Origin of the sequence: Mycoplasma mobile 163K (assembly GCF_000008365.1) — a bacterium.
Lineage (GTDB): Bacteria > Bacillota_I > Bacilli_A > Mycoplasmatales > Metamycoplasmataceae > Mycoplasma_J > Mycoplasma_J mobile.
This window is the reverse complement of record NC_006908.1, coordinates 323,285-349,755: the sequence shown is the minus strand read 5'-3', so window position 1 is coordinate 349,755 and position 26,471 is coordinate 323,285. Positions and strand designations below refer to the sequence as shown.

Here is a 26,471-nt window from a genome sequence, read left to right as displayed (position 1 = left end):
TAATTAATTTTCAATTTCCTTAATAATTTTATCTATTTCTTCTCTCAAAACTTTTCCTTTAGTTACAATTGTTTTTATTTCTTCATTAAGAAGATTAATATCAATTATTTCTTTTTCAGATTTTTGACCTATATAAGTGGAAACTGATAAGTTGTAATTTTCTTCAGAAATTTTATTGTTTGAAACTTTATTTGTGAAATGCTCTAAATCAATTCTTTTTTCATATGTATTTAAAATTTTACTAATATTTTCTTTTGACAATTTATTGCTATTTGTTATTTTTTGAAACTCCTTTGAAGCATCGATAAAAAGAATATCATTTACTAATTTATTTTTTTTCAATACTAAAATACAAGTTGCTATACTTGTTCCAAAAAATAAGTTTTCAGGCAATTGAATTATGGCATCAATAAAATTATTGTCAACAAGGTATTTTCTAATTTTTTGCTCAGCTCCTCCACGATACATAACCCCTGGAAAAGTAACAATTGCTGCCGTTCCATTAACTGCAAGATATGAAAGCGAGTGCATAATAAACGCTAAATCAGCTTTAGATTCAGGAGCTAAAACTCCGGCCGGAGAAAATCTTGGATCATTTATTAGTAAAGGATTACTTTTACCTGCTCATTTAATTGAATATGGCGGATTTGAAACAATAGCTTCAAATGGCTCAAATTTATTATGAAGTGGATTTGTTAAAGTATCTCCTTGACTTATATTAAATTTATTGTAATTAATATCATGTAAAAACATATTAATACGACAAAGATTATAAGTTGTTTGATTAGTTTCTTGACCAAAAAAACCATTCCTTACTTTTTCTTTTCCTAAAATTTTGGCAAAATTTAATAATAAAGAACCTGAACCACAAGCTGGATCATAAACTTTATTAATTTCTTTTTTACCAACTAAAGTAATTTTTGCTAATAATTCACTAACTTCTTGTGGTGTATAATATTCTCCGCCACTTTTACCTGCATTAGAAGCATACATGCTCATAAGATATTCATAAACATCTCCAAAAGATTCAATTGAATTATCTTGAAAATTTCCCAATTCCATTTCACCAATAACTTTAATTAATTTTGCTAAATTTTCATTACGCTCATTTACTGTAGAACCTAATTTAGAATTGTTAAGATTAATATCAGCAAATAATCCTTTAAAACTTTTTTCGCTTGTTGTTCCATTTGTAGATGATTCTATTTCTTCAAATACTTCTCCTAATGTGACATTAAGATCTTTATCATTTAGAGATTTTTTTAGAATATTTATAAACAAATGACTTGGTTTTATAAAAAAACCTTTATCCTTAATAAGTTCTTTAATTTCTTCTTTTCTAGATAAAATATAATTATCCTCAATATTTTCATAACGAAAATTTGTATTTTTATTTGCTTTCCATTCATCTTGATTAATATAATCAGCTAAATTTTCTGAAATGTATCGATAGAATATTATTCCAAAAACGTATTCCTTAAAATCTCATTCATCAGCATTTCAAATACTTTTTTTCAATTCACTTACATTTTTTCAAATTGTTTTATTTAACGTGTTTTTTTCAATTTCATTATTTTTATTCATTGTTTCCCTTTTCGTTTTTTCATTATTTTATTTTAAAATGCACTAAAAAATTTTTCAAAAAATTCTTTAAGTTTTGAAATAAGTCCTTGTTTTCTAACAGCTCTATTCTCAAATCTGGAAACATGCGGCATGAAACTATTTATTTCTGTCCCTTCAGTATTTAATTCACCATCACGAAAAGAATTGTTGAAAAATTTTGTAACTTTTTCTCTAATTAAATTTTCTTCTTCAATTAATTTGTCCAATTCTTTTTGCTTTTCTTTTTCAAAATATTCTTTTCAATTATCCTCAATGTCATTTTGCATTTTATTTTCATCTTTAATACTTATATTCATGTTGTATTCATTAATAAAATTTATAATCAAATCTTTTTTGCTTCGTAATTGAGTACTTGATTGAATTTGAGTTTCAATTTGAGGTAATAAAGCTTTTTTATTTTGAGAGCTAAAAATAAGTTGCTTTACTACTTCTTTTAAAATGTAATCAACATTTATTTCTGATTGTTTAACTAGTTCCATTTCAAAAACAATATCTTCATTAATAAATTCTTTGTCTTGATTTTTATTTTTTACTAGATTTTCATGAACATCATGGTATTTACCTTGATAATTTTGGAAATCTCTTTCAGATAAAATTTTTTGAGTTTCATCAAACTGATCATAAGAATCTAAAATATTTTTTACTATTGCAATAGAATTATATAATTTTATAAATTTTTTTTGATTTTCCTCTCCTAAAATTTTTTCATTTACAGGAAAATTGCTTTTTAATTCTTCAATTAATTCCTTGTAACCTTTATAATAAATTTCATTTTCAAAATAGCCATCATAATAAGAGTCATAATCTTTTAATAAAACAATATTTTTTATTTCACTATTTCCATATAAAGAAAGAGCTTCATCAGTTTCTTTAGATAAATCTCTAAAACAAACAATATTTCCAAAAGTTTTTATTGAATTTAAAATTCTATTTGTTCTTGAAAAGGCTTGAATTAATCCATGATGTTTTAAATTCTTATCTACTCATAAAGTATTTAAAGTTTGAGAATCAAAACCAGTTAAAAACATATTTACAACAATTAATAAATCTATTTCGCGATTCTTCATTTTTAAAGAAATATCTTTGTAATAGTTTTGAAATTTTTCTGAAGAGGTGTCAAAATTTTGTTTGAAAGTTTGATTATAATCTTTTATAACTTCATCTAAAAAATCTCTGGAAGATTTGTCTAAATTATTTGTTTCAAAATCTTCTTCGTCTAAAATTTCTTCATTTGGATTAAAACTAAAAATAGTTGCTATATTTAATTTTTTTGGATGATCTATTTTAGTCATTTGTTTTTTGAATTCAGCATAAAATAGTTTTGCAGATTTTATTGATTGTACTGCAAAAATTGAATTAAATCCTTGCAATTTTTTTTCTTTTAAATTCTTATTTTCAAAATAATAATTGTCAAATCGCTTTGTTTTTTGATCAAAATGTTCCAAAATATATTTTGTTATTGAAGTTATTCTTTCAGGTGCATTTACAACTTTTTCTATATCAATAGATAGAATGTTTTTATCTTCAATTTTTTCACTCATTTTAAATGTATTAAAATAATCTATTTTAAATTTTAGAACATTATTATCAGAAATTGCATCTACAATTGTATATGTATGCAATTTATCTCCAAAAGATTCTTCTGTTGTTTTTGAAATTGCTGTGTGCCCACTTTTAGCATTAATTGAAAAAATAGGTGTGCCTGTAAAACCAAAAAGATTGTAATTTTTAAAAGAATTGGTTATTTGATTATGCATATTTCCGAATTGAGAGCGATGACATTCATCGAAAATGAATACAATTCGTTTTTTGAAAATTTCATGATTTTTATTCATTGCTACAAATCTACTTAATTTTTGAATAGTAGTAATTATAATTTTAGAATCACTACTTTCTAATTGTTCTTTTAAAATTTTGGTATTTGTATTACTATCTGCTGAATTTTTCTTAAATTTATCATATTCTCTCATTGTTTGATAGTCCAAATCTTTTCTATCTACAATAAATAATACTTTATCTATATCAACTAATTTTGAAGCAATTTGTGCTGTTTTAAAAGAAGTTAGTGTTTTACCGCTACCTGTTGTATGTCAAATATAACCGCCAGATTCTGTATTACCAAGTTTTAAATGAGTATTATTAATTTTAGAAATAATTTGTTCTACAGCAAAAATTTGATATGGCCTCATTACAAGTAATTCATTTTCTGTTGTGAAAACGCAATATTTAGCAAGTATATTCAAAATAGTATGTTTTGCAAAAAAAGTTTTTGTAAAATCAGATAAATCAGAAATTGGTTTATTTTTTGAATCTGCTCAATGAGACGTAAATTCAAAACTACTTCTTGAATTTTTATCACCTTTATCTTGTAAAACAAATGATCTTGCAGTGTTTGAGTAATATTTTGAACTTTCTCCATTAGAAATTACAAAAATTTGAACATAATTAAAAATACCTTTTGAAGCTCAAAAATTATCCCTTTGATATCTTTTTATTTGATTAAAAGCTTCTTTTAGTTTAATTCCTCTACGCTTTAATTCAATATGAATTATAGGTAATCCATTTATTAAAATAGTAACATCATAGCGAGCATGATGAATTCCTTCATCTTCACTATATTGATTAATAACTTGCAAATGATTGTTATGTATATTTTCTCTATCAAAAATTTTTATATTTTTTGTTGAATGATTATCAAATTTAAAACTATATCTTTCATTTTCTTGAAATTTTTTTGATCTTTCTTTTAAAGTTTCTGATTCTTTGATCAAATATTCTTTACAAAAGCGATTTCATTCTTCATCAGAGAATTTTCAATTTTCTTTTGAATCTTTAGAATTATTTAATTTTTCAATTTGCAAACGTAAATTCTGAATTAAATCATTTTCATTTTTTAACTTTTTATATTATATTCATATCCTTGATTCATTAAATCTTTGATAAATTCTTTTTCTAATTCCATTTCGGATTGATAAGATGTTTGTTTTTTTTCTTCTGGAATATATTCTGCAACTACCGTACTTTTTTCTGAAGATGCTATTATTTTTAAATGACCCATTTTTTCCTTCGACTTTTATTAAATATTCTTAACATTGATATTTTATATATTTTCTTAAAAATATGTTAATTTATTTGCTTTGAATTTTTAAAAACCATTTGTCTTTATTTAAAATATGAATAATAAAAAAACATAGTTGTTATAACTATGTTTTTTTGATTAATTTAGGCGATTCATTTATCTTCAAATTTTAGATACTCATATTTTGATTCATCTTCAAAAAATGATTTTGGATCTCTAATATCATATTTAGAATCAACTTCGTATTTAGAAGAAGTTCCTGAAGGAATTTTATGTCCTAAAATAATATTTTCTTTCAATCCAGATAATTCATCAACTTTTCTTGAAATTGCTGAATGTACTAAGATTTTAGCTGTTTCTTGGAATGAAGCAGCAGCTAGGAATGAATCTGATAAAAGAGGTGATTGTTTAGCACCTTTAATGATAACTTTTCCATAAGCTGGTTTTTTACCTTCAGATAATAAACGACCATTTTCTTCTTGATATTCAAAAATGTCTACAATTGAACCTGCAAAGAAATTTGAATCTCCTGGCTCAACAATATCAACTTTAGAAAGCATTTGTCTAATAATAATTTCAATATATTTATCACTAATTGAAATACCTTGCATACGATATAGTCTTTGAATTTCTTTTAATAAATACTTTTGAACTGTTCTTGCATCTGTATATTTTAATAATTCTTTCAATACAATTGGACCCTCAGTAATTTTTGAACCTGGTTTAACTCTATCCCCGACTTTAACTCTTAATTTTCTATCTTTAGAAACCTCTTCAGTTCTTAAAGTGTTTTTAAAATCTTCTTTAATTGAAACAATTAATTTATTAGATGCAGTTTTTGATTCTTTAATTTCACTTACAACTCCATATCATTTAGAAATTTGAGCTAAAAGACCTCAAGGTTTTTCGAAGGCATCAATTAATTCAATTAATCTACCAAATCCACCTGTAATATCTTCAACTCCAGCAACTCCTCCTGTATGGAAAGTACGCATTGTTAATTGAGTTCCTGGTTCACCAATTGATTGAGCAGCAATAATTCCTACTGCTTCACCAATATTAACAGGAGCATTTGAAGCTAAGTCTTTACCATAACATAATTTACATACACCATTTCTTGTATGACAACCTAAAATTGAACGAATTTCAACTTCTTTTATGTTGTATTTATTAACAATTTGATCTGCAAATTCTTCTGTTACTAAAGTATTTTTATTTGCAAGTAATTGTCCTTCATTTGAATAAAGAGCTGAATTTAAGTATCTTCCTTCAATTCTTTCGATTAAAGGAACAATAATTGTTGCAGTTCTTGTGTCAGTAATATCTTTAACTTTAAGTCCAAAATCACTTCCGCAATCATCTTCACTCACAACAATATTTTGAGCAACATCAACTAAACGTCTAGTCAAATAACCTGAACGAGCTGTATTTAAAGCAACATCAGTTAGTCCTTTTCTAGCACCATGAGTTGAAGAGTAAAATTCATAAGCTGTTAATCCATCTAAAAACGAAGACTTAACAGGTACTTCAACAGTTGAACGTACAACTCTTTCATTTTGAGCATCGGCTTTTAAAGTTTTAACATTATTGGCCATCAACCCTCTCATACCGGCTAGTTGAACATAGTTAGAAATATTTCCTCTAGCACCTGATTGCATCATCATGAAAATAGAATTTTCCTTATTATCTTCAATAATTTTTTTCAATGAATTTGTGATTTTTTCTTTAATTTTAGCTCATTCACTAATTGCCAAAGTATATTTTTCATCATCAGTAATGAATCCATTTTCATACATTTTATTTAAATTATTAATGTATTCTTCACCTTCTTTAACATATTTTTCTTTGTCTAAAGAAGTTTTAATATCATTAATTGAAAATGTTGAACCTGATTGCATTGAAAATTTGAATCCTAAAACTTTAATTTTGTCCAAAACTGAAGCTACAATATTGTTGTAAGCAAATCAAATTTTTTCCAATAATTCTGAGCGATGTTTTGAATCCCAAACTCTTTCAACACCTTCATTTTGTAAAGTAAGTTTTTTATTAATTTTTTCAAATTCTTGCTTTGTATAATTTGCAAGAATTTGTGCATGTCTTACTGATTTTTTATTTTGTTTATCTTTAAATAAATCCGCGTACATCATAACTGTATCATGGTAATTTCCACTATTAACTTTTTTCACAACACTAGCAATTTTTGAAATTGGCATTGCTCCTGAAAACTCATCAAAAACAATTCTTACAAACTTTGCAATTTCTTTTTTATTAAAAGGATTATTAACTGGTAAATTTTTAATATATTCATCTAATTTAGTACCTTTAGGAACTAAATATTTATTTTCTTCATTATTACGATAATTATCAAATTTATTATCAAAAATAAAAGGGAAATTATCTGGAAAAGCACGATTAAAAATAAATTTACCTACAGTAGAAATAATGTATTCAACATTTTGATTTACTTTAAATGCTTTTACTGTACGATATGGAATCGCTACACGAGCATGTAAATCAATTTTTTTTGAACTATATGCTGCATACATGTCATCATAAGACATGTAATATTTTGCCTCACCTTTTGCACCTTTTACTTCTCTAGTTAAATAATATAGACCTAAAATAATATCTTGAGAAGGATTGATAATTGGTTCACCATCTTTAGGTCCTAAAATGTTACGATTAGCCATTAATAATTCTTTAGCTTCACGAACTGATTCATCACTAATAGGAACATGAACAGCCATTTGGTCCCCATCAAAATCTGCGTTAAAAGCAGTTGTTACTAATGGATGCAATTTAATTGCTTTACCTCTAATTAAAACAGGTTCAAAAGCTTGAATTGATAGACGGTGTAATGTTGGAGCACGATTTAGTAAAACTGGTTTATCAACAATAACTCTAGCAACATGTGGTCAAATAATAGGATTTTGATCTTCAATTAATTTCTTAGCAGATTTAATTGTTGGAGCAATTTCTTTTTCAATTAATTCTTTGATAATTCAAGGTTCAAATAATTTAGCAGCCATTTGTCTTGGAATTCCTGCCTGATGCATTTTTAAATCTGGACCAACAACTATAACACTACGTCCTGAATAATCAACTCTTTTTCCTAGTAAGTTTTGTCTAAAACGACCTTTTTTACCAGTTAGTGCATCACTAATTGATTTTAAAGGGCGATTTTCTTTAGAAACAACAGGAGAAGGTGATCTTCTTTGGTTGTCAATTAAAGCATCAACAGATTCTTGAATCATTCTTAATTCATTTTGAATAATAATTTGAGGAGCATTAGATTCTTGTCATTTTTTCAGGCGATTATTTCTAATGATAATACGACGATATAATTCATTGATATCACTAGTCGAATGTCTACCACCATCAAGTTGAATTAAAGGTCTTAAATCAGCAGGGATAACTGGTAAGTTTCTAATTAACATACTTTCTGGTTTTTGATTACTATTAATAAAAGCATTAATGATAGATAATCTTTTATAAAGTTTTTTTCTTTCTTCGACTTTTGATTGTGAAGTTTTCGATTCTTTTTCAATCGCTTCGTTCAGAGCTTTAATTTTATCTTTAATAACTTCTTGCTCTGCTGTTAAATCAAAGTTTTTTAATAAATATTCAACTGCTTCAGAACCTGTTTTAATTTTAGCTCCACTATATTCTTCAATAATTTCATTGTATTCATAAAAATCAATTCCATAATCTTTTTCTTGCTTAGAATTTTCTTTTTTAGAAGAATTAGCATTTTTTAATTCAGCTAAATTTACTAAAGCTTCTGAAATTTCTTCAATAATTTCATTTTGTTCAGGAATACTACGATCATATTTAGATCTAATTTCTTCTAAAGCATCACGATAAATAATTGCAGCATTATCACTATAAATTACAGTGTGTTTTGGTAAAGAATTAAGTCCCCCACTTTCAACAACAATATGACTTGTATAGTAAATAAGAGCTTCAATTTCTTTTTTAGAATAATATTTATTTGAATTTTCTGATTTTAAACCTAATAATTTAGAAATAATTGAATTATCAACTTTAAAAAATCAAAAGTGCACAATTGGAGCATGTAATCTAATGTGACCCATTCTACTACGACGCGAAATTTTTGGTAAAATTTCAGGTTTTTCGCGTTTACACTCTTCTGTGTTACCACAAGTAGAACCTTCATTAGAAATTTTATATTTTTTACCACAAATTGGACACTTATAATCAGTTGTTGGTCCAAAAATTAGTTCATCAAATAAACCGTGTTTTTCAGGTTTATAAGTTTTATAATTGACAGTTTCAGGTTTTGTAACTTCACCATTAGATCAGTTTAAAACATCTTCATCTGTTGCAAGAGCTAAAGAAATTGAATCAATTTCATATTCAGCTCAATTTTGGTTATCACCTTTTAAGATTTTATTCATTATCCATTACCTCTTTTACTATTTGTGCATTTTTAAAATGAGCTTGAGATTCTAATTTAATACTTAATCCTCTTAATTCATATGAAAGAACATTGAATGATTCAGGAGTTCCAGGAGCAGGAATTTTATTTCCAGTTGCTAAAGAATTATATAATCCTTTTCTACCTTCAATATTATCTGATTTATAAGTCAAGATTTCTTGTAAGATATTTGAAGCTCCATGAGCTTCTAAAGCTCAAGTTTCCATCTCTCCAAATCTTTGCCCACCATTTTGAGATTTTCCTCCAAGAGGTTGTTGAGTAATCAAAGAATATGGTCCTATGCTTCTTGCGTGCATCTTGTCATCAACCATATGTGAAAGTTTTAACATATACATAATTCCAACACTTACTTTATTATCAAATTTTTCACCTGTCATTGGATCTATTAAAGTAAATTTACCATTTTCAGGCAATTTTGCTTCTTTTAAAATTTCTTGAATCGTTCCAAATTTTAATCCATCAAAACCTGGAGAAACAAATTTAGTTGATAAAGTTTTAGCGGCCATACCTAAGTGTAATTCTAAAACTTGACCAATGTTCATTCTTGAAGGAACACCTTGAGGATTTAAAATAATATCAATAACAGTTCCATCTTCTAGATGTGGCATGTCTTCAACAGGAGCAACAATAGAAATAACCCCTTTATTTCCATGACGTCCTGCCATTTTATCTCCAACTTTGATTTTTCTTTTTTGAGCAATTGAAACTTTAACAATTTTTTCAACACTATCTTCAAGTACATCACCTGAAGCTCTTGAAAGAACTTGAACATCTAAAACAGTTCCAGCATGTCCGTGTTTTACTTTTAAAGAAGTGTCTTTATCTGTTGAAGGTTTTTTTTGGAAAATAGCAGCAAGTAATTTTTCTTCAGGACTTGGATTTTCTTCACCTTTTGGCGAAACACGTCCTACTAAAATATCTCCAGCAACAACTTCAGAACCAACTTTAACAATTCCTTCTTCATCTAAATTTCTTTTTGAAAAATTAGATACATTTGGAATTTCTCTAGTTAATTTATCACTACCAGCTTTTGAAGTTCTAAATTGAATTGTTTGATCTTCAATATGAACAGAAGTAAAGACATCATCTTTTACTAATCTTTCACTAATAACAATCGCATCTTCATAGTTATAACCATTTCAAGTTGAAAAAGCAATCATAACATTTTTACCTAGAGCCATTTCTCCATCTTTAAATGAAGAAGCATCTGTTAATAAATCTCCTATTTCGACTTTATCTCCAAGTTTTACAATTGGCTTTTGCGATAATAGAGTTCCTTGATTTGAATGTTCGAAGTTTTTTAAGTAATAAGTTTTAGATTTGTCGTTTTTTGATTTAACTTTAATTTTAGTTCCATCAACATAAGAAACTTCACCTTCTTCTTTTACAATTAAATTGGAAACTGAAAATTTAGCAATATCTGCTTCAATTCCAGTTGCAACTAAAGGAGCTTCAGCTTCAAGAAGAGGAATTGCTTGTCTTTGCATGTTTGAACCCATAAGTGCTCTATTGGCATCATTATTTTCCAAGAAAGGAATTGCTGCTGCTGCAATTGAAGTCATTTGTTTACTACTGATATCAATATAATCAACTTCACTTGGTGAAACAATTAAATAATCATGATTCTGTCTTACAGTAATATTTTGAGTTGTAATTTTTCCATCTTTATCAACACTTACAGTTGATTGAGCAAATTTCTTATCAATTTCTTCTGCAGCAGTTAGAAAAATAGGTTTTTCATAATCAATGATTCCATCATTTACTTTAAAGTATGGAGATTGAATAAATCCAAAATCATTAACTTTTGCATAAGTTGCAAAGTTTAAAATTAGTCCAATATTTGGTCCTTCTGGTGTTTCAATTGGACAAATTCTTCCATAGTGAGTTGAATGAACATCCCGTACTTCAAATTGAGCGGTTTCACGATTAAGTCCACCTGGTCCAAGTGAAGTTACTCTTCTTTTATTGCTAATTTCAGCTAAAGGATTGACTTGATCCATAAATTGTGAAAGTTTAGAAGAGTTAAAAAAAGTTTTGAATTGATTATAAACAGGTTTTGAATTTGTAATGTTTTTAGGAGTAATTTTTTCAATTTCTTTAGCAGACATTCTTTCTTTTGCATTTTTTTCTAATTTTGAAAGTCCTATTTTAAATTGATTTTCTAACAATTCACCGACTCCAACAATTCTTTTATTAATTAAAGAATCAGGGTCATCATCTTGACCAACACGATCAACTAAATTAAAGTAATATGAAACAATTGCAACAAGATCACTTGCAAGTAAATGTAATTCTGTAGAATTAGGATCATTAGCAATAACAATAATCGGATTTGTATTTTGCTCCATTCATGTTTTATTTGGATAAATATTTAATGAAATAACTCTAATTCTTTCAGCTAATTTTGGGTTTGTTTCTAATTGTGCAGCATAAATATCTGAACTCACATCTGGAATTGGAATTAAATTAAAAATATTATTTTTAAAACTATCTTGAATTTTTTCAGCGATTTCTCTAGTAATTAAAGTTCCTTTGGCAAAAACTAGTTTTGCATTTTTTGTTCCTTTAGCAGAAAATAAATCTTCTGCTAAATAAGTTCCAATAATTCTATCTACTAAACTTAATTTTCTATTAAGCATATATCTACCTGTTTTGGATAGATTATATCTTCTTGGATTAAATAAAATATTTGATAATAAATTTGATTTTGATTCAGCAGTAATTCTGTTGTTCCCTCTTCAAATTACACTATATAAATATTCCAAAGCATCATCTTCTGTTTTGAATTTTTCTTTATTTAAAGTCTCTTTTAAAATAGGGTTTTCACCTTCTAAAGTACTATGACTACCAAATAAATTTTGAATAGTTTCTTTTTTCATTCCCATTGCTCTTAAAAAAGTTACTAGAGAAACAGCTTTATGTTTGTCAATTTTTACTTTAACTGTATCTGTTGTGTTTCCTGTAACTCTGTGAGAAATTTCAATTCAAGAACCTAATTTAGGAATAATTTCTAATTTATTAAATAGATCATCAGCTTGTTTATTTCTTACTTTAAGACCAAAATAAGCTCCTGGAGATCTAATTAATTGTGAAACAATAATTTTTTCACTACCATTAATTAAAAAAGTTCCTCCTGAAGTCATAATCGGAACATCACCATATAAAACTTCTGCAGTTTCAATTTCTCCTGTTTCAACAATAGTTTTAGTTAATTTTGCTTTTAAAATACCACTATAAGTAGTACCTTTTTGTCTTGCTTCTGCTAAAATTTTGTATTCATTGTCTGTTTTGTATTCAAGTTTTGCTGAATTATTTACATATTCAATTATAACTTTTCCATTATTTGAATGGATTGGATAAATGTCATTTAAAGCTTGATTGATTCCTTCATCAATAAATCATTTAAAAGATTTTTTTTGAGTTTCTAAAAAATCAAATGTTTCTCATGTTCTATTTGTTTGTGAATAGTCTCTTCTTTCTGTAACTGGTCCGAATTTTCTTAATTTGTGTTTTATCATCGATACTCCTGAATTTTGCTAAAATATAAAAATATTGAATTATAGAAATATTTTAATCTATAAGACAATATATAGGTTAGTCCTTTTATTCTATCATTAAAAAAATATTTTTCTAAAAAAAGTAAAATATTTTCAAATTTTGTGTTATCAACTTTTGAATAGATAAATTTTATAATAATTGAGATTTTTGGAAAATTAAGTTTGTTTATGTTATAGTTAAAAAAATGTATCGCTTTAATAATAACTTTAATGATGATATGTTGTGATATATTTAAGTGTAAAAAAATATTGAATATGTTTTGCAGACTAAAAAATAAAATAGACAATAATAAATATATTAAAAGAAACGAGAAAAATGAAATTTCAAGAATTAGATATTGATGATAAGATCATCAATAATTTAAAAAAGATTGGATTTGAAGCGCCAACGCAGATCCAAGAATTGGTTATAAGTACAGCGAACAAAAACCAAAATATTTTAGGTTGTGCACAAACTGGAACAGGAAAAACAGCAGCATTTGGTGTTTCAATTATTAATAAAATTTTAAAAAACAAAAAAAACAATGCAAAATCTAGTTTAACTACTTTGATTTTAGTTCCAACAAGAGAATTATCAGTTCAGGTTAATGAAAACATTAAATTATTTTCATCAAATTTACCTATTACATCTCTAGCTATTTATGGTGGGATGAGAAATAGAGAATCTCATTTTAGTATTTTTAAAAGGGGATTAGATATTATTGTTGCTACTCCTGGAAGATTATTAGATTATATTAAAAGCGGAAAATTAAGCTTATCACAAGTTGATACAGTTGTTCTTGATGAAGCTGATTTAATGGTTGATATGGGATTTATTGATGATGTTAAAGAGATTTTAAAAAGAACAAAAGAAGAGAAGCAAGTTATGCTTTTTTCAGCAACAATGCCAAAAGCAATTATGAATCTTGTAGAAGATTTTATGGGAAAATTCGAACTTATTCAAACTGAATCTTTTGCAAAACCATTACAAAATATTGAACACCTTGCATATTTTTACACAAGTTCTAAACCTGTTGAACTATTGCAACAAATGCTAAAAGAAGAAAAAATTTATTCTGCAATTGTTTTTGTAAAAACTAAAAGAGATGCTGATAATGTTGAAAATCTTTTAAGCAAAATGAAATTAAAAATTGATTCATTGCATGGAGATAAAACCCAAGCAAGTAGAAGCAGAATTTTAAGAAGTTTTAAAGAAGGAAAAATTCAAATTTTAGTTGCGACTGATGTTGCTTCTAGAGGAATTGATATTGATGATATTTCTCATGTTTTCAATTTAAATATTCCAGAAGATCCTGAAATTTATACACATAGAGTAGGAAGAACAGGAAGAGCTTCCAAAGTTGGAAAAGCAATTTCATTTTTCTCTAAAAGAGATTTTTTCTTATTAGCAAAAGTGGAAAAAGAAATTAAAATGGAAATCCCTAAAAAACAAATCCAAATTATTGAAGATGTAATTGAAATTAGTGATTTTACTTTAAATATTCACAATAAATCTGAAAGATCTTCAGATAGAAGAAGTGATAGAAGTTCATATAGAAGAGATTCAAGGTCAAGTTTTTCTAGTTCAAGTGATAGATCACGTAGACCAGAAAATAAATCAGGTAATTTTAGAAGAGAAAGATCTTTTAATTCCGAAAGAAATTTTGATAGTTCAAAAAACGAAAAACCAATTAGATCCGAAAGATCAAGTTCAGATTCACCTAGAAGAGAAAGATCTTTTAGTTCTGAAAGAAATTTTGATAGTTCAAAAAATGAAAAATCAATTAGATCCGAAAGATCAAGTTCAGATTCATCTAGAAGAGAAAGATCTTTTAGTTCTGAAAGAAATTTTGATAGTTCAAAAAATGAAAAACCAATTAGACCTGAAAGACCTAGTGGTGAATTTAAAAGAACAAGAGCTTTTAGCACTAATGCAGATGGTCAATTCAAACCTTCTTTCAAAGAGAAAAAAAGTTCTAGACCAACTTTTCGTAAAAAAAATCTTGATTAATTAATAATTTTATAAATAAAAAACAAAGAATTTAAATTCTTTGTTTTTTATTTAATTATTTAATTGTTTTTAAGAAATTTCTCAATTTTTCAAAATCAATTTGAGTTTTTACTTGTTTTAATTGCTCAATATAAATTACTTTATTTGATTTATCTAAAACAATAGTTCCTCTACTTAATAAAAATAAATCATCAATTAAAAATCCGTATTTTTTTCCGAATTCTCTTTCTCTGTAATCACTTAAGACTTCAATGTTTTTTACATTTTTAGTACCACATCATTCTTTTAATGTAAATGGTAAATCTAATGAAATTGCAACAAAATTAAAATTTGTAAATTCGCTAGCAATTTTTGACATTTCGCTTGTTTGAACATCACAAATAGAAGTACTAATTGAGGGAAAAATAGTAAGTACTGTAATTTTTTCTAATTTATCAATTGTTACTGATTCCAATGTTTTTGAAGTTGCCTTGAATGTAACTTTGTCTCCTAATTTTAATTGTGGACCAACTAATTCAAATTCTTTGTCTGAAAACATTACTGTTCTTTTCATAATAACTCCTTTTTATATATTATGATTTAATTATATTATAAAATTTGGATATTAGATTAAAATATATATTATGAAAAAATGTATTCAAAATCCAAAAAAATGAATGTGAAATAAAAATTTTATAGATAATAATATTTCTATTAAATTTTTAGGCGGAATTGCTTTAAAAATAATTGCTGTTGTTTTTATGTTTGTGGACCATTTTGGGCTTATTGTTTTTCCTCAAAATGACATTTTAAGAATACTAGGAAGAATTTCAATGCCTCTATTTGCATTTTTAATTGCAATTGGAATGAATTATACAAGTAATCGAAAAAAATATTTATTTAGATTACTAATTTATTTCATTATTCTACAAATCCCTATTACAATTTTTCTTCTTATTTCAAATACAAATCTTGGTAAAGGATATGTTAATATTTTTTTTAATTTATCAACAGGTGCTGGATTTATTTATATTTACAAATATAAGAAAATATGATCTATTCCATATCTTATTTTAATAAGTATATTTTTGATTTTAAATGATGTACCAGAATTTTCCTCTCCGATTGATGTAGATTATGGTTGATATGGTTTTTATTTAATAATAGGATTTTTCTTTAGTTTCGAATTTACAAAAAATTTAAAAACAAAATATAGTTTTTTAATTTCAAAATTATTTGCAATAATTATTTTAATATCTCTTACACTTATTTGAGTAAATGTAAGTTATCTTTGACTAAGTCTATCTAATAGTTCAATTCCAATTTTATCTACAATTTCAAAAAGAGGAATTTATGATTTTTCAAATAAATTTCAAATTTATGCTTTATTTGCGATTCCTTTTATTTTATTTTTCAAAGCCAAAAAGGAAAAATCAACTTCAATCGTCAAATATAGCTTTTATTTAGCTTATCCATTATCTTTTTTTATTCCAACACTAATTAGCATGATTATTAGTATTGTCTAAAAAATTAATGTATTCTAAAGCTTCATTTAAAGCAAAAAGTGAAGCTTTTTTAATGTTTTCATTAATGTCTTTAATTAAAACATTATTTTCATTAATAAAATCACTAATGCCCTTAAATATAAAAATTTCTTTTTTGTATTTATTTGCAATAAAAACAAGTGCTGCACATTCCATATCAAAAATTGAAACAGTTGGAAAATTTTTTTTAATCTCTTTTACTTTATCAATTCCAAATTGAAAACCCATTGAAGAAGCTAAATCGATTGTTTTTCAATTTTTTCAATTTTTTAAATTGTTGTTAAAATGACTTTTCTCATTAGGGAATTGACCTGGTTCATATCAAGGTGTAATTACATCTAAAAAATAAACTTTCCTAGGAATTACAACTTCATATAGTTTGAAATTTTGTTTAAGAGCACCAACTGCTCCGTAATTTATGATGAAATTAATTTGAAAATTTTCCAAAAGTGTGACTAATGCCAAAGATGCATTCATTAGACCAATTTTAGTTTCAAGTAAAATAATTTGAGTATCTAATTTTTTAAAAATTTTAAATGTGTAAGAATTAATTATTTTTGTTTCAATTAATTCCCAATTATATAATTCATGAAATTCATTATTATCTGCATAAACTAAACCATAAATCATTATTGAGATCACTTTCTATAAATATTTATTTGTTCTTCAGATAAAGGAATATTTTTTTCAAGATTAAAATCTCATGTTCGTTTCACAACAAGTTTAAAAGCTTCATCAAAATTTTCTAATGCAAGTTTTCTTACTTTTTGAATTCCTTCATATTTTCTTCCTTCACAAATTTTGTCTGCAACAAAAACAATTTTATCTAATAGGGATAAATCATTTTTTAAAGTTGTATGGCATCCAATTGAATTTATAATTTGCTCATTTTCAACAAGAAAAATATTTTTTAATCAAATAGAAGCACTTATTTGATGTAATTTGTGCTTTTCTACTTTATTAAAATTTGGATAATTTTGTTCTTCTAAAAATTTGTAATGTTCTTCAATGTCTCAATTCTTTGTAATATCATGCATCAAACCACTAAAGGCAGCTGCCTTTAAGTCAAAATTTAGTTTTTTTGCTATTTTTGTTGCCATAACTTCTGTTGCAACTGAGTGTTTGTATCTTTTTGCTTCTAAATTATTAATAGCAATATCTTGGCCATATAAAAGATTTTTCCCGATGTAACATTGAACTTTTTTATCAACTAAAAATGTATTTCCTTTTTTATAATTAGAAGAAGAATAATCTAAGATTTTATTATCTAATAAAATGGCCTTATATTTTTTTATGTTAATTTTATTAATAAGTTTTTCTCTTCTAAAAACAACTATTTGTACATTTTGATAAATTCAATCAATTCCTTCTCATTTATTTATTTTGTTGATATTATCACTGCCAATAATGAAAAAAAGTTGATCATTTGGATATTTAGATTTAAAATATTTTAAAGTATCAATGGAATAACTAATATTTTTTCTATTTATTTCAAATAGAGAAACTTCACTTTTTTCAGGTTTAACTAGATTAATCATGTTAATTCTATCTTCAGGGCTCGCACTTTTTCTTCCAATTTTATCTGGATTAATAAAAGTTGGAACAAAAAACAATTTATCAAGATTTAAAATTTTGATAGATTCTTCTGCAACAAAAGTATGGGCTATGTGAATAGGGTCAAAACTTCCCCCGAAGATTCCAATTTTATTCATATTTAAATATTACATTATTATTTTATTTAGTAGTAATTATTTTTTATGCATATCACTTTCTAAAAATCTTGTTTGGATTTTTTTAATTGATTCTTTTTTTGGAAAATTACTTGCTTTATAAATTAGTCTTGAATTAAAATTGGTATTAAAATCATTTATAAGATTATCAATTTTAGAATTATTCATTATTTTTTCTTCAAATAAAGATATTTGAGTTTTTTCTTCAAATAAATTAACTAGTTTTCCTAATTTTATGCCAATTAATTTTATGGCTTTTTCATCTCAAAGTTTATCAAATAAAGAAATTGCATTTTTAAAAATCTCATCTGCATCATTAATTGCAAAAGGTAAAGAAACTTGCATACTAACAACGCTTAAATTATAATATTTAATTTTAACTTTTATTACATAACCTGCATTAAATCTTTGCTTTGCATTATGTGAAACAATTTCACTTAGTTTTTCTAATTCTTTTAAAATAATGTTTCTATCATCGATACTTTGTTCAAAAAAAGTTTTTTCTTTTCCCATTTCTTTTACATCATTATGTTCTAAATCTAATTCAATAGAACCATTTCCATTTAAATTATTTTTAATATCAATTCATCTATTTTTGAAAATTCTTTTAAAAGATGCTTCTTTAGATTCATCTAATAAATCTTTTATGAAATTGACATCAATTGAATTTAATTTTTCAATACTAGATTTACCTATTCCATAGAATTTAGAAATTTTCATAGGGAATAAAATTTCTTTAAAATTATTTTTATCTAGATGTGCAATTCCATTAGGTTTTGCTAGAGGAGAGGCCATTTTAGCTAAAAATTTGTTATGACTTATACCTATTGAAATTGGAATTTTTGTATATTTATAAACACCTTCTTGCATTTTTCTTGCAAGATTATATTTATTTTCGTAGTTATGTAAAATATCTGTTACATCCAAATAACATTCATCAATTGATGCTATTTCTAATTTTTTTGTGAAATTTTTTGCTAAATAATCAAAAATTTTATTTGAAATAATCGAAAAAAGCTTGAAATTTGGTAAGACTGTAATAATATTTGGGCAATATTTTCTTACTTCACGCATTTGCATAGGTACTTTTGCACCTTTTTGTTTTGCTTCATAACTTAAAGATGAAACAATCGAAGAACTTTTAGTCGAACTTACAGCGACTTCTTTTCCTTTTAATTCGGGTCTTATTGTAATAATAGAATTGACAAAAAATGAATCAGCATCAATATGAAAAATTGTCTTTTCTTTTTTCATATTATTCTTTGATTATTATTCCGTATTCTTTTAATAATTCATTTTCTAATTTACTTGGAGCTTTAGTAAATGGATCAATTCCTTTTGAATTTTTAGGAAAAGCTATTACATCTCTAATAGAAGTAGAATTAGTCAAAATTGAAAGTAATCTATCGATTCCTAAAGCAATTCCTCCATGAGGCGGAAATCCATATTTAAATGCTGTTAGAAAAAAGTCAAATTGTTCTTCAATTTGTTTTTCTGATAGTCCTAAGGTTCTAAACATTCTTTTTTGAATTTCTAAATCATTAATTCTAATTGAACCTCCGCCAACTTCATAACCATTTAAAACAATATCATAAGCTCTTGATTTAGCTTCCATTGGTTTTTTGTCAAAATTATCTAAATATTCTAATTGTGGCATTGTAAAAGGATGATGAGCTGCTTGGAATTTATTTACTTCTTTATCAAATTCATATAAAGGTCAATTTATTACTCAAGTAAAAGCAAAATCTTTTTTTTCAAAATCAAAAAATTCATCTAATTTAACCCTTACACTTCCTAAAGCTTGATTAACAATTTCTAAATCATCCGCAATTGCTAAAATGGCAAACTTCTCTTTAAAATTATGTTTTAATTCACCCTGAATAATTTCAAGTTCAGATTTAAAAAACTGAAAAAAATTTCCAGAAATAGCTTTATTTTTTTCGAAGTTAGCATATAATAATCCTTTTGAATGATTTTGCTTAGCTTCTTCTTCTAAAAATTCAAACTGCTTTTTTGTAATGTTGTAAGGAATTATTATAATTTTTAAAGATTTTACATTTTTAAAAACTTTTGAATTAAATTTAGGAATTAAATGTGAAAAATCTTGTAATTTATATTCATATCTCAAATCAGGTTTATCGCTTCCATATTGATTTAGAGCATCGTCATAATTCATTTTAGGAAAAGGAATTTTAATATCTATATTTAAATCTGTAAAAATTTCTTTAAAAAGATTTTCAATTAAATGAATTACAATTTCTTCTTTGGCATAAGCCATTTCAATATCTAATTGTGTGAATTCAAGTTGACGATCTTTTCGAGATTTTTCATCCCTAAAAGCTCTTGCTATTTGATAATATTTTTCAAAACCTGATGCCATCAATAATTGTTTATACAATTGTGGTGATTGAGGTAAAGAAAAAAAGAAACCTTTTTTTCTAGAAGGTACAATAAAATCTTTTGCTCCTTCGGGAGTTATTCTTCCTAAATTTGGTGTTTCTATATTAATATAATTATTTCTATCTAAAAAATTACGCATTGATCTAGTGACTTTGTGTCTTAGTCTAATGTTTTCTTGAAGTTTTTTACTTCTTAAATCTAAAAAACGATACTTTAATCTTAATTCTTCATTTGTTTCATTTGAAGAATTAATTTCAAAAGGTAATTCTTCAGCAAGAGATAATACTTTGTAAGAATTAACTTTAATTTCAATTTCTCCTGTTTGTAAATTTGTATTAATTGATTTTCTTTTAGAAACTATTCCAATAATTTCTAAAATACTTTCTTTAGTGAAATCAATATTAGATGATTCAAAAACAATTTGTAATATTCCACTTTCGTCTCTTAAATCAACAAATATTATTTCTCCTAATTTTCTAATTTTTTCTACAAATCCATAAACTGTTACTTTCTCATCAACATGTTTAATTGTAATTGTGTTATTTAGAATTGTTTTCATTTTTATTTTCGCTTTCTATAAATTTTTTTACTAAATTAATTTTTTCTTCTTGACTTTTATTTGTAAGATCTAAAAAATTTTTATTTATTAAATTTTTGATAATTATCTGATTTAATTTTTCATCAAAAAAGATTAAAAATTTAATACCTTCATTAACAATTTTAGAATAAATTTTTTGCAATTTAAAATTAGATACATTTTGTTTCACTACTAAATCCCTTTTTCTCAATTTATAAACAAAATCAAAATTTTTATAAAGATCTTCATGATCTTTGTTAAAAACAAAAATCGAAGTTTTTATTGGTTTTTCTCACTCTTTTTCCTTTAATAAAATCATTAATCTTTCCACACCAGCTGCAAAACCAATTGCATCTTTTTTTGGACCGCCAAGTTCTTCGATTAAATTCGAATATCTTCCACCACCTAAAATTGTTAATTCACTTCTAGATTCTTCGTCATAATAGACAAACTCAAAAACTAAATTATTGTAATAATCAAATCCTCTAACTAAAGAATAATCAATTTCAAAACTAATGTTGCTTTTTCTTAGATAATTTTGCAAATTATTAAATTTTTGAACTGTTTCAGAATTTAAAAAATCAAATAATTTTGGAGCATTTTTTATAAAATCTTGGTGATTAATTTCTTTATCATCCAAAATTCTTAAAGGATTTTTTTCTAATCTTTTTAAAGAAATCTCATCAAATTTATCTTTAAATTTATAAAAATATTTTTTTAATTCAATCAAATAATTTTCTCTTTCAACTTTATTTCCTAAATTATTTATTTTTAAAATAACTTTATTAAAGTTGAAATTGCCTAAAAATTTTGAAGCGAATAGTAAAATTTCAAAATCTGAAAAATCGCTATTATCTTCTATTCATTCACAACCAATTTGTGTAAATTCTCTATACCTTCCTTTTTGGGGTCTTTCATATCTAAACATAGATCCATAGTAGTAGAATTTATTCTCTGCATTAAAAATTAATTTATTTTCAACTAAAGATCTAATTACTCCAGCTGTTTTTTCTGGTCTTAAAGCCATTTTTCTTTCGCTTCTATCATTAAAAATAAACATTTCCTTAGAAACAACATCTGTTGTTTCACCAACAGAACGATAAAATAGGTCATAAAATTCTAAAATTGGAGTTTGAATGTAACTATAGTTAAATAATTCAGCTTCTTTTCTAAAAGTATCTAATATGTATTGAAATAAATCTGCTTTTTCAAGAAAAAAATCACTTGTTCCTTTTGGCTTTTGTATCATAAAATTCCTAACATTTTTAAGTTGCTTAATTGTTAAATTATACCACATCATAAAAAGAGAAATTAAGCAAATAAAAATTCTACAAATGTAGAATTTTAAGGTTCAAAATTATTTATTCCAACAAAAGTTTGCTCTTCGATTTTTTCAGTCTTCCAAAAATTCTTTTCAAGTCTCTTTTTTTGACTTGTAATTCTTATAGTTTCAAATTTAATAATTAATCAATTCATAAAAAATATAGATGTTAGGAAACTTGAAATAAGTCCTAAAATTAAAGAAAGATATTGAATATAAAAATTAACTTGAGTAAAAATTAAAAGAATAATTAAGAAACTAATTACACTTAAAAAAGTTATGAAAATTTTCTTTATAATTAGCCCTATTGTTAAATTCATATTTTCCATAAGTTGAATCTTGGTTTGTTCTTTTCCGGAATTTAATTTGAAAATATTAGAATATTTTGTAATTACAATCATTTTCTCATTTAGAGAATAAAACGAAATGGAAATTCAACTTAAAACAAAAATAGAAGAAAATTCAAATCTGAAAATAACAAAAATACCAAACATCAAAAGTGAATCGATTATTAAAGTTATAAATAAACTTATTGATATTGTTCATTTATATCTAAATGTTATATAAATGAAAATGAGAGTTAATCCAGCAAAAAAAGAATAAATAGCTACATTTAGAGAATTTAGTGCAACTACTGTTGAAAAAATAAATAAATTTGCTGAAACATTAATAGAATTGTTAGTAATTTCAGATTGAATTAAATTAATTGTTTCTTGATTTATCAAATTATTTGAACTAGCACTTACTAAAAAATTTGGTAATGTATTAGTTCCTAAATTTGTAACTAAAATATTTGTTGAATCAAAATTATTTTTTAATAAAATGTCTAATATTAAATCTGCTTGTTGAGAAGTTAAGAATCCATTTTGAAAACTTAAAGTTGAGCCACCTGAAAAATTAGCACTAGCATTTAATGCTTGAGAAATTGATCCAAAAATTCCTGTTAGAGAACTCAAAACAATTAAACTTATTACAATAAAACTAAAAACAAAAAGAGAAAATCATTTTGAAATTTTTACATAATTTATCAAATTTAATTTTGAAATATAGTTTTCATTGTTGGAGTATTTTTTTCTCAATCCTAATAAGAATAACTTTTTATCAAAAATTTTAGTTCTAACTAACAATGTTGCAATTAATCGATTTAAAACCAAAGTCAAAAACAAAATAAAACTAAAACTAATTATCAACATTAAAGAAATTTCCTGAGTATTAATTGATCCTATATAGAAAGTCAAGACTGCCATTATCACTAAAATTACTTGAGTATCAAAAATTCCGAATCATGATGCCTTAAAAGATTTTTTTATTGCTTTTTGAATTCCATCCCCCTGATAAACTTCTTGTTTCAGATTGTCAAAAACAATCACGGAGGAACTAGTTAAAATTCCTAAAGATATTATTAAACTACTAATAATTCCTGGAGTAATTAATTTATTAAAAGCAGAAAGTATTGAAATTGAAATGATCAAAAATAAAGCAGAAATGATTGTTTGTATAAACCCTAAAATTCCATAGTTAAACACCATAATTAAAGCAAATATTGCAAGCATTACTAGAGTAACAATTAAAATGGGATTAAATAAATTAGAACCTTCATTACTATTTATTTTAGAATTAATAATATTTGAAGAAATCTGTTTAAAGAAATAATTATTTGAAGTACTATAGTTGATTTGTGCTGCAATTTGAGCTGCTTTAAATCTTGTAAAATTTCCTTCAATAGTAATAGAAGAAGCATTTGAACTAGCCGATGTTATTTGTTGATTGGAAATTAGAAAATCTTTAGCAATAAAAGGTGTAGTCTTTAAAATACTTTGACCATTAGCATCTTCATTTTCAAACACAAAACTATAAGGATTCGAGTTTGCCTTTGTAATGAATTCTTGAGTATTTTCAAATTCTTTTAGCAATTTATCTAGATTTGCCCAAATTGCAATTCTTTGATTTAAATTAGGATTATTAGAATCATTTTGAGTTGAAATAAATTGCGTTGCAAGATTTCAAGATTCCTTCCCTATTTCAGTTAATTCAATAGTCACTGAATTATTGTTAAAAGTAGCTGAATTCGATTTAAAAGGTGGGATTAAAGAATTAAAATCTGCATTTGAATTTATTGGTGGCAAAACTCCTGAAGTTATTGCATTATTGAAAATTCCATTGTTTACAAATAAAGATGTTCCCAAAGTCGTTGTAAAAGTAAAAGAAATTTTATTATGAATTTCATTTACAAAATCTTCTAAAGATTGGGGATTGTTATTTTGAGATATTAGTTCATTTGACCTAATTATTCTAATAAAACCATTTCCTTCATTAGTCACTGTAACTGAACTATCATTTTGGCCACCTAATCTATTAAAAATATTTTGTGATACTTCATTAGTTAATTCATCACTAGCAGGCTGAGAATTTATTGGATCTTGCACTTGAATAATAACTTCTTTTCCTCCTACAAAATCAGAATTTACATTTAAATTATCTTTTAAATAAAATGGAGTAACAAGACCAATAGTTAAAATAACTAATAGTACTGTTATAGTAACTATTAATCATCTTTTTCAATTTGACAACTTTATAAAGTTATTTATTGAATTTTTCATCTTTGTTATTATATAAAAATTATTCAATACTTGTTAATAATGACAAAATAATCTACTTAAAATTATTTTTGTTCAAATACTCTATACCTTCTTTTCTAATTTTTCTTCCTCTAGAAGTTTTTTCAATTAATTCCAAATTTAACAAATTGGATTCAATGTGAAAGACAACGTTATTTTTTGATAAACCCAAGATTGAAGAAATAGCATCTAGAGAAGCTGATTTGTTTTTAAAAGCCTGATACAAAAGTTTTAAATACTTTATATGTAAAATATTTAATCCATTTTCAAAAATACCTAAATAATTGAATGCTTTTTTTATAGTGGTAATATCAATAGATTTTTTTTCATCAAAAATTGCAAAATCTCAAGCTCTTTTTAAAAGATTTATTGCAATTCTAGGAATGTATGATGAATTCATTGAAATTAATTTTAAAGCTTGTTCATCAATTTTGATTTTTAATTTTCTTGCAAGATTTTTTAAAATTAAATTTATTTCATTTTCATTATAAGATGAAAATTTACCGACAAAACCAAACCTATCTATTAATGGTTTGCTTAATTTTTCAATTTGAGTTGTTGCTCCTATTAAAGTAAAGTGTGGCAAATTCATTCTTACAATTTTTTTCTCACCTTCTGGTCCAATTTGGATATCAATTACAAAATCATCCATTACAGAATATAAAATTTCTTCAATAGATTTATTAATTGCATGAATTTCATCTACAAAAATAATGTCATTTTCATTTACACTTACAAAAAGTGAAAGCAAATCTGATTTTTTTTCAAATTGATTTCCTTGCACAATTTTTAAATTAGAATTCATTTCTTTAGAAATAATATATGCTAAAGATGTTTTTCCATATCCTGGATTTGCTTGAAAAATTAAATGATCTAAATTTTCCTTTCTTAGAATAGATGATTTAATTAAAACCTTAAGAGTGTGTTTTAAATTTTTTTGACCAATGAATTCATTAAAGGAATTTGGCCTATGTATTAGGGGAAATTTGTTCTTTTTCATTTGCAATTAATTGTATTGATTCCTCAAGCATTTCTTCAATATCATTTTTATCATTAATGTTTGAAATAGCATAATTTATTTGATTTGTTTTAAATCCTAATGTTTTTAATGTATTTGACAATTCTGTAATTTTTTTTGTTTTTGATTCAAATTTTAAATTACCAGAATTTTCTTTTTCTAATAGATTTGCATATTTACTTTGAAATTCAAAACAAATTTGCTTTGCACTTTTCAATCCTAAAAAAGGTAGTTTTGATAAAGTTTCAAAATCATTATTAGAAATTAAATTCATAATTTCTAAGTAACCTGATTCTAATGCCATCAATGCAGTTTTTGGTCCAATTCCATTTATCGAAAGCAAATCGATAAAAAGAAGTCTTTCTTTAAATGTTTTGAACCCATACAAAGTTTTTGAATATGCGTTCTCATGTTTGTATATAAAAACTTTTGTAACAACATCTTTTTCAAATTTTTCTAATTCAGCAGCATAAATCAAAAATCCTTCATAGTTCGATTCTAAAAGAAAGTAGTTTTTACCAAAACTTACTATTTTTCCAATTTTATAAATATTCATTTTTTTCACCTCAATTGTTA

Annotated in this window: 16 protein-coding genes; 2 read left to right on the top strand and 14 right to left on the bottom strand. The window is 25.0% G+C overall.

Annotated features, from left to right (window positions below; all coding sequences use genetic code 4):
* Positions 1–3 precede the first annotated feature (3 nt).
* From MMOB_RS01540 to MMOB_RS01525, 5 genes are all read right to left on the bottom strand, one after another.
* Complete coding sequence (locus MMOB_RS01540; protein ID WP_011264804.1) at positions 4–1,584, bottom strand: type I restriction-modification system subunit M; 1,581 nt, start codon at positions 1,582–1,584, stop codon at positions 4–6.
* A 32-nt stretch (positions 1,585–1,616) separates the two neighbouring features.
* Positions 1,617–4,484: a type I restriction endonuclease subunit R gene (locus MMOB_RS01535; RefSeq protein ID WP_240531996.1), complete on the bottom strand. Its 2,868-nt coding sequence runs from the start codon at positions 4,482–4,484 to the stop codon at positions 1,617–1,619.
* Between the two features lie 32 nt (positions 4,485–4,516).
* Positions 4,517–4,681, bottom strand: a complete 165-nt coding sequence (locus MMOB_RS03665; RefSeq protein ID WP_225968660.1) for a hypothetical protein — start codon at positions 4,679–4,681, stop codon at positions 4,517–4,519.
* 164 nt (positions 4,682–4,845) lie between these two features.
* On the bottom strand, positions 4,846–9,120 hold the full coding sequence (gene rpoC, locus MMOB_RS01530) for a DNA-directed RNA polymerase subunit beta' (RefSeq protein ID WP_011264802.1): 4,275 nt from the start codon (positions 9,118–9,120) through the stop codon (positions 4,846–4,848).
* Positions 9,113–12,679, bottom strand: coding sequence for a DNA-directed RNA polymerase subunit beta (locus MMOB_RS01525; protein WP_011264801.1), 3,567 nt, complete (start codon positions 12,677–12,679; stop codon positions 9,113–9,115). The genes rpoC and MMOB_RS01525 overlap by 8 nt, the downstream gene beginning before the upstream one ends.
* Before the next feature lie 355 nt (positions 12,680–13,034).
* On the opposite strand from MMOB_RS01525, the gene MMOB_RS01520 reads away from it, so the two are divergent.
* A complete protein-coding gene (locus tag MMOB_RS01520; RefSeq protein WP_011264800.1) occupies positions 13,035–14,708 on the top strand; it encodes a DEAD/DEAH box helicase in 1,674 nt (557 codons plus the stop codon).
* A gap of 55 nt (positions 14,709–14,763) precedes the next feature.
* Here the strand turns inward: MMOB_RS01520 and tpx are convergent, their stop codons facing one another.
* Positions 14,764–15,261, bottom strand: a complete 498-nt coding sequence (gene tpx, locus MMOB_RS01515; protein ID WP_011264799.1) for a thiol peroxidase — start codon at positions 15,259–15,261, stop codon at positions 14,764–14,766.
* Positions 15,262–15,331: 70 nt separating this feature from the next.
* Here tpx and MMOB_RS01510 point away from each other — a divergent pair, with 70 nt between their 5' ends.
* Complete coding sequence (locus MMOB_RS01510) at positions 15,332–16,213, top strand: TraX family protein (protein ID WP_011264798.1); 882 nt, start codon at positions 15,332–15,334, stop codon at positions 16,211–16,213.
* Here the strand turns inward: MMOB_RS01510 and MMOB_RS01505 are convergent.
* The 8 genes from MMOB_RS01505 to ruvA all read right to left on the bottom strand — a co-directional run bounded on the left by MMOB_RS01505 (position 16,184) and on the right by ruvA (position 26,451).
* Positions 16,184–16,861, bottom strand: coding sequence for a 5'-methylthioadenosine/S-adenosylhomocysteine nucleosidase (locus tag MMOB_RS01505; RefSeq protein WP_011264797.1), 678 nt, complete (start codon positions 16,859–16,861; stop codon positions 16,184–16,186). The two genes, MMOB_RS01510 and MMOB_RS01505, sit on opposite strands and share 30 nt — an antisense overlap.
* Positions 16,861–17,943, bottom strand: a complete 1,083-nt coding sequence (locus tag MMOB_RS01500; RefSeq protein WP_011264796.1) for a nicotinate-nucleotide adenylyltransferase — start codon at positions 17,941–17,943, stop codon at positions 16,861–16,863. Before MMOB_RS01500 ends, MMOB_RS01505 begins: the two co-directional genes overlap by 1 nt.
* Positions 17,944–17,979: 36 nt before the next feature.
* Positions 17,980–19,215 (bottom strand): Y-family DNA polymerase, encoded by a 1,236-nt coding sequence (locus tag MMOB_RS01495; RefSeq protein ID WP_011264795.1) that lies wholly within the window; start codon positions 19,213–19,215, stop codon positions 17,980–17,982.
* A 1-nt stretch (position 19,216) separates the two neighbouring features.
* Positions 19,217–20,920: an aspartate--tRNA ligase gene (aspS, locus tag MMOB_RS01490; protein ID WP_011264794.1), complete on the bottom strand. Its 1,704-nt coding sequence runs from the start codon at positions 20,918–20,920 to the stop codon at positions 19,217–19,219.
* Positions 20,901–22,187 (bottom strand): histidine--tRNA ligase, encoded by a 1,287-nt coding sequence (hisS, locus tag MMOB_RS01485; protein WP_041362846.1) that lies wholly within the window; start codon positions 22,185–22,187, stop codon positions 20,901–20,903. The genes aspS and hisS overlap by 20 nt, the downstream gene beginning before the upstream one ends.
* A 95-nt stretch (positions 22,188–22,282) precedes the next feature.
* Positions 22,283–24,859: a protein translocase subunit SecDF gene (secDF, locus tag MMOB_RS01480; RefSeq protein ID WP_011264792.1), complete on the bottom strand. Its 2,577-nt coding sequence runs from the start codon at positions 24,857–24,859 to the stop codon at positions 22,283–22,285.
* A gap of 52 nt (positions 24,860–24,911) precedes the next feature.
* Positions 24,912–25,877, bottom strand: coding sequence for a Holliday junction branch migration DNA helicase RuvB (gene ruvB, locus MMOB_RS01475; RefSeq protein WP_041362842.1), 966 nt, complete (start codon positions 25,875–25,877; stop codon positions 24,912–24,914).
* Positions 25,846–26,451, bottom strand: coding sequence for a Holliday junction branch migration protein RuvA (gene ruvA, locus MMOB_RS01470; RefSeq protein ID WP_011264790.1), 606 nt, complete (start codon positions 26,449–26,451; stop codon positions 25,846–25,848). The genes ruvB and ruvA overlap by 32 nt, the downstream gene beginning before the upstream one ends.
* Positions 26,452–26,471: the final 20 nt, after the last annotated feature.